Source organism: Erwinia sp. V90_4, from assembly GCF_029967685.1.
Classification (GTDB): Bacteria; Pseudomonadota; Gammaproteobacteria; order Enterobacterales; family Enterobacteriaceae; genus Erwinia; species Erwinia aphidicola.
The window spans coordinates 309752-322290 of sequence record NZ_JASCAQ010000001.1; the positions used below are offsets into that span (position 1 = coordinate 309752).

At 55.8% G+C, this 12539-nt stretch carries 16 protein-coding genes; 9 read left to right on the forward strand and 7 right to left on the reverse strand.

All coding sequences use genetic code 11. The features are described 5' to 3' along the window. Nucleotides 1–88: 88 nt before the first annotated feature. Nucleotides 89–745, reverse strand: coding sequence for a hypothetical protein (locus tag QLG07_RS01485; RefSeq protein ID WP_062818142.1), 657 nt, complete (start codon nt 743–745; stop codon nt 89–91). Between the two features lie 585 nt (nt 746–1330). Here QLG07_RS01485 and QLG07_RS01490 point away from each other — a divergent pair. Continuing rightward, the gene (locus tag QLG07_RS01490) at nt 1331–2035 is read left to right on the forward strand and encodes a phosphohydrolase (RefSeq protein ID WP_048915759.1); all 705 of its coding nucleotides are present in this window, start codon (nt 1331–1333) and stop codon (nt 2033–2035) included. Between the two features lie 72 nt (nt 2036–2107). After that, nucleotides 2108–2353: a hypothetical protein gene (locus tag QLG07_RS01495; protein WP_282468288.1), complete on the forward strand. Its 246-nt coding sequence runs from the start codon at nt 2108–2110 to the stop codon at nt 2351–2353. A gap of 44 nt (nt 2354–2397) precedes the next feature. Here QLG07_RS01495 and QLG07_RS01500 read toward each other — a convergent pair whose 3' ends face one another. Next, nucleotides 2398–3993, reverse strand: a complete 1596-nt coding sequence (locus tag QLG07_RS01500; RefSeq protein ID WP_282468289.1) for a methyl-accepting chemotaxis protein — start codon at nt 3991–3993, stop codon at nt 2398–2400. A gap of 246 nt (nt 3994–4239) precedes the next feature. Here QLG07_RS01500 and QLG07_RS01505 point away from each other — a divergent pair, with 246 nt between their 5' ends. Both QLG07_RS01505 and vsr read left to right on the forward strand, forming a co-directional pair. Continuing rightward, nucleotides 4240–5652 carry a DNA cytosine methyltransferase gene (locus tag QLG07_RS01505; RefSeq protein WP_048915710.1) on the forward strand — a complete coding sequence of 471 codons (1413 nt, stop codon included), beginning with the start codon at nt 4240–4242 and terminating at the stop codon, nt 5650–5652. A 34-nt stretch (nt 5653–5686) separates the two neighbouring features. Further along, nucleotides 5687–6154, forward strand: coding sequence for a DNA mismatch endonuclease Vsr (gene vsr / locus QLG07_RS01510; protein WP_048915711.1), 468 nt, complete (start codon nt 5687–5689; stop codon nt 6152–6154). 37 nt (nt 6155–6191) lie between these two features. Here vsr and yedA read toward each other — a convergent pair whose 3' ends face one another. Continuing rightward, entirely contained in the window at nt 6192–7106 is a 915-nt protein-coding gene (gene yedA, locus QLG07_RS01515) for a drug/metabolite exporter YedA (RefSeq protein ID WP_048915712.1), read from the reverse strand. Between the two features lie 161 nt (nt 7107–7267). Here yedA and QLG07_RS01520 point away from each other — a divergent pair, with 161 nt between their 5' ends. The 4 genes from QLG07_RS01520 (at nt 7268) to QLG07_RS01535 (ending at nt 8993) form a co-directional block, all read left to right on the forward strand. Further along, nucleotides 7268–7543: a hypothetical protein gene (locus tag QLG07_RS01520; RefSeq protein ID WP_099753920.1), complete on the forward strand. Its 276-nt coding sequence runs from the start codon at nt 7268–7270 to the stop codon at nt 7541–7543. An 11-nt stretch (nt 7544–7554) separates the two neighbouring features. Then, nucleotides 7555–8466, forward strand: coding sequence for a DUF808 domain-containing protein (locus QLG07_RS01525; RefSeq protein WP_048915714.1), 912 nt, complete (start codon nt 7555–7557; stop codon nt 8464–8466). Nucleotides 8467–8502: 36 nt separating this feature from the next. Next, nucleotides 8503–8634 (forward strand): hypothetical protein, encoded by a 132-nt coding sequence (locus QLG07_RS01530; protein WP_263575950.1) that lies wholly within the window; start codon nt 8503–8505, stop codon nt 8632–8634. Nucleotides 8635–8813: 179 nt separating this feature from the next. Continuing rightward, complete coding sequence (locus tag QLG07_RS01535) at nt 8814–8993, forward strand: DUF2158 domain-containing protein (RefSeq protein ID WP_048915715.1); 180 nt, start codon at nt 8814–8816, stop codon at nt 8991–8993. 108 nt (nt 8994–9101) lie between these two features. Here QLG07_RS01535 and QLG07_RS01540 read toward each other — a convergent pair whose 3' ends face one another. After that, entirely contained in the window at nt 9102–9425 is a 324-nt protein-coding gene (locus QLG07_RS01540; protein WP_282468290.1) for a DUF6388 family protein, read from the reverse strand. 205 nt (nt 9426–9630) lie between these two features. On the opposite strand from QLG07_RS01540, the gene yedD reads away from it, so the two are divergent. Beyond that, a complete protein-coding gene (gene yedD, locus QLG07_RS01545) occupies nt 9631–10104 on the forward strand; it encodes a lipoprotein YedD (protein WP_282468291.1) in 474 nt (157 codons plus the stop codon). Nucleotides 10105–10140: 36 nt separating this feature from the next. Here yedD and amyA read toward each other — a convergent pair whose 3' ends face one another. The 3 genes from amyA to fliS all read right to left on the reverse strand — a co-directional run bounded on the left by amyA (nt 10141) and on the right by fliS (nt 12535). After that, nucleotides 10141–11619, reverse strand: a complete 1479-nt coding sequence (gene amyA, locus QLG07_RS01550) for an alpha-amylase (protein WP_282468292.1) — start codon at nt 11617–11619, stop codon at nt 10141–10143. Between the two features lie 139 nt (nt 11620–11758). Beyond that, on the reverse strand, nt 11759–12124 hold the full coding sequence (fliT, locus tag QLG07_RS01555) for a flagella biosynthesis regulatory protein FliT (RefSeq protein ID WP_048915719.1): 366 nt from the start codon (nt 12122–12124) through the stop codon (nt 11759–11761). A 12-nt stretch (nt 12125–12136) separates the two neighbouring features. Next, the gene (gene fliS / locus QLG07_RS01560; RefSeq protein WP_048915720.1) at nt 12137–12535 is read right to left on the reverse strand and encodes a flagellar export chaperone FliS; all 399 of its coding nucleotides are present in this window, start codon (nt 12533–12535) and stop codon (nt 12137–12139) included. Nucleotides 12536–12539: the final 4 nt, after the last annotated feature.

Below are 12539 nucleotides of genomic sequence, written 5' to 3' on the forward strand. Positions count from 1 at the left end.
AATATTCAATCAGTTATCGGGAAGTCTGTCTGTGACTGAACGCAAACAGCGCCGAAAAAAATCAGCGCTGCGAAGGTACCTGCTGGCCTCAGATGCGGTCGAAATCGATTACCCACACCCAGGGGTTCACTTCCCAACTGGTGCCGCCGTACTGAATAGCCCACTGCTTGCGGTAGGCATCCTTCGCCGAAACGGCTTCGCTGTGCATGGTGAAAAAATTATTGAGGAAGTGCGAATCAACCTGCACCCCTTCGGCCATAACGTCGTCGTCGCTGATATCCTGGATTCTCTCCACGCGTACGCCGGTGACAAGCAGGTTAATACGGCTGGCCCAGCGCGGCATATGAATTCCTGCCTGCCAACCGAACTGGTCGTCCTCTTCATCGGTACTGTAAATGCTGGAGTCAGCGCGGTACTGGCAGTAATCGATATTTTTGAACTGTAATGGGGAGTGCTGGTACTGAGCCATTTCCTGCGGGGGCACGACCGGCCCACGCCAGGTTTCTCGCACCCACAGACGGTCGCCGGGTTGACCATACGGGCAGTGGTAGCTGAGATTTTCCATTCCCAGTACGCGGTTTCCCTGCAGGTTGTTACTCAGTACATCAATGCCGTAGCAGCCTTCGTGGTTATCCTGAACCGACCCAAACAGCTGGGACTTCATGATGCGCCTTGTCTGCCGTTGCTGACCGGAGAGCAGGGCGCGCACCCGTTGATCGCTAAATAAAATCGGGCGTTCTTTCATGGCTTGACCTCTAATATGACTTTCTTGACCAGTGCCTGGCTCATAAGCAAAGTAAAAATACAATACAGACAATTCCTAACTTTAGCTTAAAAAAACAAACAGGTGGGTATTTTCACTAATCATCAGCAAGTCTTATAAAAAAAATGGCGCGAAAAATTTGCACCGGGAAAGTGTGCCGCCTTCCGTCTTTGCGGTGTGGCTTAAACCTGGCTGTCGTGCGGTAACACAAATGACATTTTACCATAATACAATATGTTACTGCGACTAAAGCTTGTACGATCGCGGCCATTGATAATGGGTATCAGTTCACTTCACTGGCGGGTCAAAGGCCGTTTAAACCGTGCCAGCGTAAAATTTATTGCGCAGCGCATGACTTCGGATCATAACATTTATTTATCTTTTGATCGAAAATTAGTCACACGCTAACGCATTGGTAAAAAGCTGAAAATGCAAAAAATGTTGTGAGAAGGTCAAAACAACCGCTATAAGTTTGATGTGGATCTCATTTATGCTGATATGGCCGTCCCGTTACAGTGGGCAACCACCACTGACATCTCAAAAAGTCCAAAAAATAAGGAGAAGTCTATGAACCTGACCCATTGGCAATCCCGCTTTGACGCTTTTCTTTTCGAAACCTGGCAGCATGGCGATAAAGCCCATGATATCGCGCACCTTAAGCGCGTCTGGCAAAGCGCGCAGCGCATCATGCAGGGGACAGAGGCTGACGAACTGGTGGTGCTCACCGGTTGCTACTTCCACGACATCGTAAACCTGCCAAAAAACCATCCCGAGCGTCATCTGGCCTCGAAACAGGCCGCAGATGAAACCCGGCGCATTTTGCGTGAGGTGTTTCCTGATTTTCCCGCAGACAAAATCGAGGCGGTGGCGCATGCGGTGCACGCCCACAGCTTCAGCGCTGGCGTGACGGCAGAAACGCTGGAGGCGAAAATTGTGCAGGATGCTGACCGCCTTGAATCGCTGGGGGCGATTGGCCTGGCGCGCGTGTTCTACGTTTCGGGCGCGCTGGGGCGTTCGCTATTTGACAGTAATGACCCGCTGGGGCGCGACCGTTCGCTGGATGATGCCGAATGGGCGCTGGACCATTTCCAGAAAAAATTGTTGAAGCTGCCTGAAACCATGCAGACCGCTGAAGGAAAAAGAGTGGCCGAATTTAACGCCAGCTTCCTGGTAACCTATATGGCGAAGCTATGCGCTGAATTAAAAGGGGATTTCTGTGCCCTCGATCAAAGCGTGCTGGAGGAGTTCAGCCCGCTAGCAGAGAAATATTAAATTTTTGTGACAGTATGGTTAAGTCGCACATTACGGGTTAGCTTGTTGAGACAATTCTCAGGAGAATCAGGTATGACCGACAAAGTCAGTTTAACTATCAAGATCGATCCTTCCCTTAAGGAAACGATCAAAGCCGTTGCTCTGGAAAACCAGCTTTCGTTGAGTGACGTTGTGACGACTCACCTGGTGAAAAGCCTCTCTGCGCAGCCGGCGGCTGTTGACAGTCTCGATACTGAAGAAGCCGTCACTGAACAGCTCAGCGCTGCAGAACTCAAGCAGATCCGCAGCCTGCTGAAGAAATCAAAAAAGAAAAAATAAACCGCTTCTCAGCGTCCCTTATTTCAGGGACGCCATTTAATCCTCTACAACACAAACTGACTGACGCTATGCGACAGCCGTTGCGCATGATCGACCAGCGCTTCTGAGGTGTCAGCACTGCGGCGCGTCAGCTGCTCGCTCTCTTTTACCTGCTGATTCAGGCGACCAATCTCCATGGCGATGCTGTTTACACGCTTACTCTGCGCGTCGGCGTTGTGCTGCAGCTCGCTCAGCAGCGTCACCACGCCGGAGACGGCAGAGGCGATCTCCTGATACAGGCCGTCCAGCGCCTGTACCTGGTTGAAGCCGCTGTCGATGTGCTGGTGGGTGCTACCGATCAGCCCGTCGATGGTGCGGGTGGAGGCGCTGCTTTTCTCCGACAGCAGGCCGATCTCCTTCGCCACGATAGAGAAGCTGCGGCCATACACGCCCGCATGAGCCGATTCAATGGCGGCATTGAGCGCCACCAGTTTGGTTTGCAGGGATATCCCCTCCAGCAGCGTCACGATCCCGGCAATCTCGCCGGAGGCATCGACGATCTGGCGCATCTGCGACTCGACGGCAATCACCACTTCGCCGCAGCGCTGGGTCAGGCTGTCGGTAGCCTGGACCTGCTGCGTGGCGTGGCGGGTGAACGCTACGCTGTGGCCGACCTCTTCCGCCACGCGGTTGAGGCGCTGGCTGATATGATCAAACGCAGCCGTCTGCTGCTGATTGTGGGCGCTAAACTCGTCGCTCTGCTGCGCCATGCGGTCAGCGCTGTCGCGCACTGCGCTGGAGATGGCATTGATCTCACCAACGATATGCTGCAAGCCGTGCTGCATCGCGCTGATGCTATCGGTCAGCTGGCGTATCTCTGCCGACTGAAAAGCGCTGAGCTGCGGCTGTCGGGAGATGTCCCCGGTGGCGATCTGCGCCAGCCAGCTGGATACGCGGTCTAAGGGTTGGATCACCCCGCGCAGCAGCAGGCCACCGCCGAGCAGCAGCAGCCCGCCCAGCAGTGCGGAGATTGCCAGCGACAGGTTGCGGCTATTGGTCAGGGAGGAGAGCGTGGACTGATTCAGTTCGCCGGACCGCTGGTTTTCCTGCGTCAGCACCTGATAGTAAGCGTCATTGAACTGCTGCTGAAACGCCTGCATCGGTACCATAAAGAAGGTATCGATATCTCTGGCATTCAGTCCTTTCAACTGCTCCTGAAGCCCGTCGGCCAGCAAAGTGAAATTCTGCCGCAGCGGGCTCTCTTTGCTGGCGGGGTACTGCCCGAACAGCTTACGCGCCTCATCCAGCGAGGCCTGGGCGGTCTCTGCCAGGCTTTTCCAGCTGTCGACCGATCCGGTCTGGTTATCCTGCATCAGATAGATGCCGGCGCGGTGGCTGTTATCACTGGCGGTCAGCAGCTCCATGCGCGCTTTGTCCAGCAGTGCCTGGCGGCTGGAGAGGGCGTGGGTTGCCGCCACGTTATCGCCAGTGCTGCTCACCAGCCGGGTCAGCAGCAGCACGCCAGCGCACTGCAGCAGCGAAAAAATGATTAAAAACAGGATAAAGCTGCCGCGCAGGCTTTTTAGCCAGCCGGGTAGCGCGATAAAGGAAAAACGAGGGCGACGTAACAGGCGCAGCGGTAGAACGGTCAGCAGTGACATAGTGGGTCCCGTAAAATAAAACGGAGTATTCGCCGCATTTATGTCACCCGTGTTACAGCGCACCCGCCGCGGCAGCAAACAGAAAGCTGTGCGTTACAAAGGCAAATTAGTACCGGTAAAAACTGCTGGCGCGATACTGCCCTGAGCGAGTTTTGTACATCCCCATGCAGTGTTAACGATTTGCGCCTGGCGCTGGGTCAATGAGGTGATAGACTGGCACCCGTTTATCCCTTTTATTGAGTGATTATGAGCGATTTTGACCGCGTGGCAGCTGAACTGGCCGAACAGGCACGCGCACAGGCGCAGCAGAAAGAGGACCAGGACCGTCAGCTGCTGCTGCGCGTGCTGGAAATTTACGATCAGAAAACCGTTGCGGCAACGCTGCGTAAGGTCAGCCAGCAGGAGTGGACGCGCGAGTCGGTGAATCGCTGGGTGAAAGGCAACAGCCGTAAAATGCTGAGCGAAGCCGAAGTCAGCATGCTGCACGGCATGTTGCCCGCGCCACCCGCCCATCATCCTCACTATGCGTTTCGCTTTGTCGATCTGTTTGCCGGGATTGGCGGCATCCGCAGCGGCTTTGAAGCGATAGGCGGCCAGTGCGTGTTTACCAGCGAATGGAATAAGCACGCGGTGCGCACTTACAAAGCTAACTGGTACTGCGATGAACAGCAGCATCGCTTTAATCAGGATATCCGCGATGTGACGCTGAGCGGCAAGCCGGAGATTAACGAACAGCAGGCCTATCAGCACATCAGCCAGCAGGTGCCCGACCACGATGTGCTGCTGGCCGGTTTCCCCTGTCAGCCGTTTTCGCTGGCGGGCGTATCGAAGAAAAATGCGCTCGGGCGCGCGCACGGTTTTGAGTGCGAAGCCCAGGGTACGCTGTTTTTTGACGTGGCGCGGATTATCACCGCCAAAAAGCCGGCGATATTCGTGCTGGAAAACGTTAAAAACTTAAAAAGCCACGATAAGGGCAATACCTTCCGCATCATCATGCAGACCCTCGACGAGCTGGGCTATGACGTTGCCGATGCCGATACTTCCGGCCCGCAGGACCCGAAGATTGTTGATGGTCAGCACTTCCTGCCGCAGCACCGCGAGCGTATTGTGCTGGTCGGCCTGCGCCGTGACCTGAAGCTGCCGACCTTCAGCCTGAGTCACCTCTCTTCTCTCTACCCGCCTAAACGCACGCCGCTAAAAGCGCTGCTCGACCCGGTGGTAGAGGCGAAATATATCCTGACCCCGACGCTGTGGAAATACCTGTATCAGTATGCGAAAAAGCACCAGGCACGCGGCAATGGCTTTGGCTATGGGCTGGTGGACCCGGAGCGCGAGCAGGGCGTGGTGCGCACGCTGTCGGCGCGCTACTACAAGGACGGCTCGGAGATCCTTATCGATCGCGGCTGGGATAAAGCGCTGGGTGAGCAGGATTTCGATAATGCCAGTAACCAGAACAACCGGCCGCGCCGCCTGACGCCGCGCGAGTGTGCGCGCCTGATGGGCTTTGAGCAGCCGGGCAGCGCTGATTTTCGCATACCGGTTTCGGATACTCAGGCCTATCGCCAGTTTGGCAACTCGGTGGTGGTACCGGCGTTTGCCGCCGTGGCACGGCTGCTGCTGCCGTGGATCGAGCAGGCGGTGCGTCAGCGCCAGATTTAGCTAAACTTAAGGTCTTGATGAAAGGAATATCACCATGGCCGACGTTCACACCTCCGAGGTGCGCAGTAAGAATATGCGCGCCATCCGCACCCGCGATACCGCGATTGAAAAGCGGCTGGCCGAGCTGTTGGTTGAGCTTGGCCTGAGCTACCGGGTACAGGATAAATCCCTGCCCGGGCGCCCCGACTTTGTGCTGCCCGATCATCACGCCATTATTTTCGTTCACGGCTGTTTCTGGCACCGCCATCACTGCCACCTGTTTAAGCTGCCCGCCACGCGCACCGCGTTCTGGATGGGTAAAATCGACAGCAATGTGGCGCGCGATAAGCGCTACGTTGAGGAGCTGACGGCCAGCGGCTGGCGCGTTTTGCTGGTGTGGGAGTGCGCACTGCGCGGTAAAACGCGCCTGCAGGAGCAGGAGTTAAGCGCGCGTCTGGAAGAGTGGGTGTGCGCCGCCGAAAGAAACGCGGAAATTGACGAGAACGGCATTCGCCAGCTATAGGGGCCGATCCTCTTTTTCGATCGGCCCGCACCCCCGATTAAGGCTCGCAGGATTTTACGATCGGCTTTGCCGGGAACAGATATTTCCCCAACGTCACCAGAATCACCGCCAGCACGATAATCGCCAGCGCCAGCCATTCGCGGGCTGACAGGCTCTCCCCTGCGAAGGCTATACCTAGCAGCACCGCCACCACCGGATTGACGTAGGCATAGCTGGTGGCGATAGCCGGGGTGACGTTGCGGATCAGGAACATATAGGCGTTAATCGCAATCACCGATCCAAACAGGCTGAGATAGCCGAGCGAGAAGAAGCCCGCCAACGAGGGTTTCTGCACCAGGTGTTCGCCGCTCAGCGTGCTGGCAATCAGCAATACTGCGCCTGCTGCCAGCATCTCCACTGCGCCCGCCATCATGCCGTTGGGCAGCGTAATGCGCGAACCCCATACCGAACCAAAGGCCCAGCTCAGAGAGCCGCCGAGGATCATCAGCGCACCCCACGGGTTGCCCGCCAGATGGCCGCCGCTGTTCAGCAGGATAATCCCCACCAGCCCAACGGCGATGCCCAGCCACTCGATCCAGCGCGTAGGAATGCCAAACAGGCGGCTGAAACACATGGCAAACAGCGGCACGGTCGCTACCATTACCGCCGCCAGCCCGGACGGCACCTGCTGATGCTCCGCCACGGTGACAGCGCCGTTGCCGAGCGCCAGCAGCATAATGCCAACCAGCGCGGCATTACCGGCCGCGCGCAGCGACGGCAGCTTTTCACCTCTCAACAGCAGAAAAGTCAGCAGCACCACGCCAGCCAGCAAAAAGCGCAGCCCGGCCAGCATCATTGGCGGCCAGCTCTCGACGCCAATGCGGATCACCAGATAGGTGGAGCCCCAGATAAAATAGAGGCAGAACAGCGCGGCCAGCAGCGGCAGCAGGGCGGGGGCACGGCGTAACGTCATGTTAAAGTCGTCCTGGTTATATCAAGTTATTAAAATGTTATAAGTGGCTAATTCTGCCACTAATTATCACGGTCGGAAGGATTTTTTTTACAAAATTTGCACTCTTTGCGCATAATTGTTTAGATCATCCTCCTCTTAAATACAGCAAAGCCAGGTGGGCCATGGCCAGTGTCAAACTGACGGTAAGACGGTTGTATAAACTTAGCGGCGAACGCATGGTCAATACCCAGGCAACGGCGCGTATTTTTGTCGGCGATCGTCTGATCGCCACGGAAGAGATTAGCGGGATGACCGAAAGCCCGGTGAGTAAATATCTGCACCACGCTGAGCCGCAGGGCCAGCCGGTGCGCGTTGAGTGGGACTGTGATGGCATTGCCGATATGGCGGTGGCCGAAATGGAGCTGTGCCCCTGTTGTCAACATGACGAACATGAATAAGGAATACGACTTTGGCAGGAACCAGCTTACTAACCTTACTGGATGATATTGCGACACTGCTTGATGATATAGCCGTGATGGGCAAAGTGGCAGCGAAAAAAACCGCCGGGGTGTTAGGCGACGATCTCTCCCTTAACGCTCAGCAGGTCAGCGGGGTAAAAGCCAATCGTGAACTGCCGGTGGTGTGGAGCGTGGCAAAAGGCTCCTTCCTCAACAAGTTGATCCTGGTGCCGCTGGCGCTGCTGATCAGTGCGTTTGCGCCATGGGCAATCACGCCGCTGCTGATGGTGGGCGGGGCTTACCTGAGCTATGAAGGCGTGGAGAAGGTGCTGCACAGCCTGCATAAAAACAAAAGTGAGGAGACGCCGGAAGCGCGCGAAAAGCGCCTGCTGAAGGCGGCGCAGCAGGATGCCGGTGAGTTTGAGAAGAAGAAAGTAAAAGGGGCGGTGCGCACCGACTTTATCCTGTCGGCCGAAATTGTGGCGATTACCCTCGGCATCGTCTCTGAATCCCCGCTGCTGAATCAGGTACTGATCCTCTCCGGGATTGCCATTCTGGTGACGATTGGCGTGTACGGCATTGTGGCGGGCATCGTCAAAATTGACGATCTCGGCTTCTGGCTGCAGAAGAAAACCTCGGCGCTGGCTAAAGGGCTGGGTAATGTGCTGGTGGCGGCCGCGCCATGGCTGATGAAGATCCTGACCCTGGTTGGCACCATTGCGATGTTCCTGGTGGGGGGCGGCATTATCGTGCACGGCATTCCGCAGCTGCATCATCTGGTGACGGAATACAGCAGCGAGATGAGCGGCCTGATGAGTAGCGTTGTCAGCAATCTGGCCAACCTGGTGGTCGGGTTCATCGTGGGGTCGATTGTGCTGTTGGTGGTCAATGGGGTTGCCAAAATGCGTCAAAAATCAGTATAAAGACGCCTGAAGTTAGTGAGTAAAACGGGAGTAATGATGAAAGACGATATTTTTGAGTTCGATATTGATGCGCAGTTAGAGCAGGCAGAAGCGAACGCCGAGAAAAAAGCCGCCGAAGTTCCGGCTGATTTAGGTGACGAAGCCGACTGCGAAGGCTGTAAAATCTAAGCGCAAACTGCGACGGATTTCACATAAAAAGCGAGTAATAAGTTTACTCGCTTTTTTTATATCCAGCGTTTTTAACTGCTTATTTGTATTTAACAAATGTTTTACCTGTCGTTAACAGCGGTGATAAGGCTCAGATGCTATAACTATTTGGTGATTTTAACCGGATAGGGAGGTGCTTTATGAGCTTTATAATCAGTGATGAAGTGCAGCATAAGGACGGTGGGCCTGCGATGATTGTCACAGGTGTTGCCAGTGGAATGGTGGAGTGCCGCTGGTATGACGGTTTTAGCGTGCGGCGTGAAGCGTTTAGTGAGCAAGAGCTTTGCGTTCTGGCTGATGCAACGCCTTTGGCGGGTTAATCTTCGGTGATGTTTATCGGGCCGACCGAAAAAAAGGGTCGGCCCCTACATTGTTCATGCGCATCGTAGGGGCCGATCTTCTTTTTCGATCGGCCCGCAGCGTCTATTTTACAGCTCGTTCTTAATACAGAACTCTTCCCAGCTCATGCCCAGCGCTTCGGCGTGGCTATGCAGATAGGCCTCAATCGCATCGACCATCACCGCTTTATCCGGCTCTGCCAGCTGAATAGCAAACAGCACGCCGTCCAGTTTCTTTTCGCGCACATATGCCGCATAAGCCCGCTCTTTCTGCAACTCGCGCAGCTGCTCAACGCTCATGCTCATGGTGGACGCTTGCTCAGCGGTCAGATTTTCAATGCCGGCCTTCAAATCCGGGTGCGCCTCAAGAAACAGATCTTTGGCGATGGCGTAATACTCTTCAACGGTTTTCATAACGGTCCTGCGGGGTGACGGTCTGGATAATGGCGGCTAGTGTACACAAGGTGCAGGGCAGGTGAAAGCCGGGCGAGATGCGGGCCGGCGGCTGCTGATCTCAGCGTTTAATCTATCATTTTAGCTGCAGGCTGCGCTTGGTGCTTGCGGCGGGGCAGGTAAAAATTATAACGTAGCGCGTAATTGATTAGCTCAGGATGAAAAAATGAATAAGTGGATGATGGCGGCAGTGACGGCCGTTACGCTCAGCGGCTGTGCGCAGCTACCAAATTATGAAGCGGCGGTCAAAACCGCCCCTCCGGCAGCGCTGGTCGGTAACTGGCAGACGGTTGGCCCGCAGAGTGGGCTGGTGAGTGACCAGGCGATGGCCAGCCTGATTATCAGCCAGGAAGGGGATACCCTGGACTGCCGTCAGTGGCAGCGCGTTATTGCCAAGCCGGGCAAAGTCACCTTTTTCGATGACGAGTGGGTTAACGTGAACAAGCAGATGCGCGTGATGACGCTGGATCTGGAAGGTAACGAGCTGCATTACGATAAGCTGAAGATGCGTAAAGTGGATAAACCGACCGTCGAGTGCCAGCAGGCGCTGGATAAGCAGGCGCAGCCTGACGCCACCCCGCAGCCGCAGCCGTCAACCGTGCCAGCAGCCAGCACCACCTTTACCGCGCCTCAGCCGTAATTCGCAGGTCGTGGCCGCCCGGCCACGACCTGATATCTAACTAATAATCCACACGCTAACCGATCCTGGCGCACAGCGGAACGTGGCAGTGCCCTGCTCGTCGCTGCTCACCGTCTCGCCGATATGGCCCAGCAGGTCGCGCCAGTTTTTCCCGCCGTAGTTTTCCCCCAGCGCCAGGGTTTTCTCACCCGCTTCACCGTTCGACATAATCACCACGCAACCGGAGTGATGATCGGTGCCGCTGCGCGCAAAGGCGATGCAGTTAGGGTGATCGAACCATTCGGTCTGCACTCCGTGGGCATACAGCTGGCGTGCCCGGATCAGCGCTTCCAGTTCGGGGATCACCGGCATCTCTATCTGATACTGCCCGCCGTCGTCACCCTCATCCTCATAGCTGGCGCCGAACAGGTCCGGGTAGAACACCGCCGGAACACCGTTTTCACGCAGCAGGATCAGCGCATACGCCAGTGGTTTGAACCAGGGGTCCACCGGGGCTTCCAGCGCCTGCAGCGGCTGGGTGTCGTGGTTGGCGACAATGGTCACCGCGTGCCACGGATCGGTGGTGACCAGCGTGTCGTTGAAGATCTGGCTAAGGTCGTAGTCAGCCCCCTGTTTCGACGCGTTATGGAAGTTCATCTGCAGTGGGGCGTCAAACAGCATGGTTTTACCGTCCACCTGCTGGATATACTGCTGGAGTTTATCAACCTCATGCGACCAGTATTCGGCGACGATAAACAGCGGCTGCTCCGCCACCTCCTGCACGTGTTCGATCCACTCTTTGTAGAACCAGGCGGGAATATGCTTCACCGCGTCGAGGCGAAAGCCGCTACAGTGCACTTCATCCATCACCCAGCGCGCCCAGTATTTCAGCTCTTCGGTTACCGCGCGGTTGCGGAAGTCGATATTGGCGCCCATCAGATAGTCGAAATTGCCCAGCTCGTTATCGACCTGATCGTTCCAGCCTTCGCCGGTGTAGTCGTTAACGATTTTGAACACGCCGTTCTCATCGGGGTTTTCAATGTGGTCGACGCCGCTGAAGCACTTGTGGTCCCAGATAAACTGCGAATACTGCCCGGCGCGCACCGGGAAGGTGAAGCGGGTCCAGGCTTCGACCTCAATCACTTCCTCGTCGATCTCCTCGCGGTTATCCGGGTTGACGCGGTTAACCTGAATGCGCTCTTTCTCGTCGGCACCCATTTTGTGGTTGAGCACCACGTCAAGGATCACGCCAACGCCGTTAGCCTTTAGCGCCTCCACTGCTGCTAGCAGCTGCTGCTTATCGCCGTATTTGGTGGCGCGTGAGCCTTTCTGCTCAAATTCGCCAAGGTCAAACAGGTCATAGCTATCGTAACCGACCGAATAGCCGCCGGATTCACCCTTATAAACCGGCGGTAGCCAGACGTCGCTGATGCCAATTTCAGCCAGCCATGCGGCACGTTCGGCCGCTTCCGGCCACAGTTTGCCGCCTGTGGGGTAGTACCAGTGAAAGAACTGCAAAAGGGTGGGATTGTGCATATCCGTGCTCCATTTTTCGCCAGACGGGAAAATGAAGTATGGAGTAAGCGCAGCGAAAGGGTGGGCCAGGACGAAATTAATTATTCCGCGCTGGCCCCGGAAAGGTGTTGTATAAAGTCATACTGAGTAAACGTGAGGTTTATCCGTTCGATCCGGTAGGGAACAGCACCACGCCGGCGACATTGGTATAGGCACGATTGACGGACTTCTGGCGGCCGGCCTGCTGGATCAGCAAGGAGATTTCATCCTGGCGTGACTTCAGCAGCTTTTTGACTTCGGCTTCATTATCAAGAATGTGGCGCAGTATCGGGCGCAGCTGCTCCTGAGTACGAGCCGGAACCGGCTCATTCTGCGTAGCCTTAGCCAGCTTTTCCACGGCGCTGAGGTAGTCAACTTCCATATCGATCAGGTCGTCCCACTGGCCTTCACCCGCAAGACGCAGCATCGACTGGCTGTGGGTCAAAATTTCCTGATATATCGCGAGCAGATGTGGGGCAATGTTCATTTATACAGAGTCCTAAACCAGAGCGGTTGTGCCGGAAACCTCTTTCCAGGCATCGGCGATATTGCGCAACAGCGCTTCAACTTCTTCAATTCCGTCGGCATCGTTATCGATATTCGCGCGCAGCAGGCGGTGCACCATATAGCGGTACAAACCCAGCAGATTTTGCGTTAACTCGTCTTCAGAGGACTCATCCAGACCCTGCTTCAGACCGTTGTCGATAATGTTAATGGCTTTGGAGAGCGACTCCCCTTTTTTTACCGTATTGCCGTCCTGCAAAAACAGGCGTGCGCGAACCAGGGCGCTGAGCGCCCCGTCGAACAGCAGAGTGATCAGCTGGTCATTGCTGGCACTCATCACTGCACTTTCCACGCCGACTTTTGCATAGGCCTGGGTACCGCTTGCGCTATACATCATG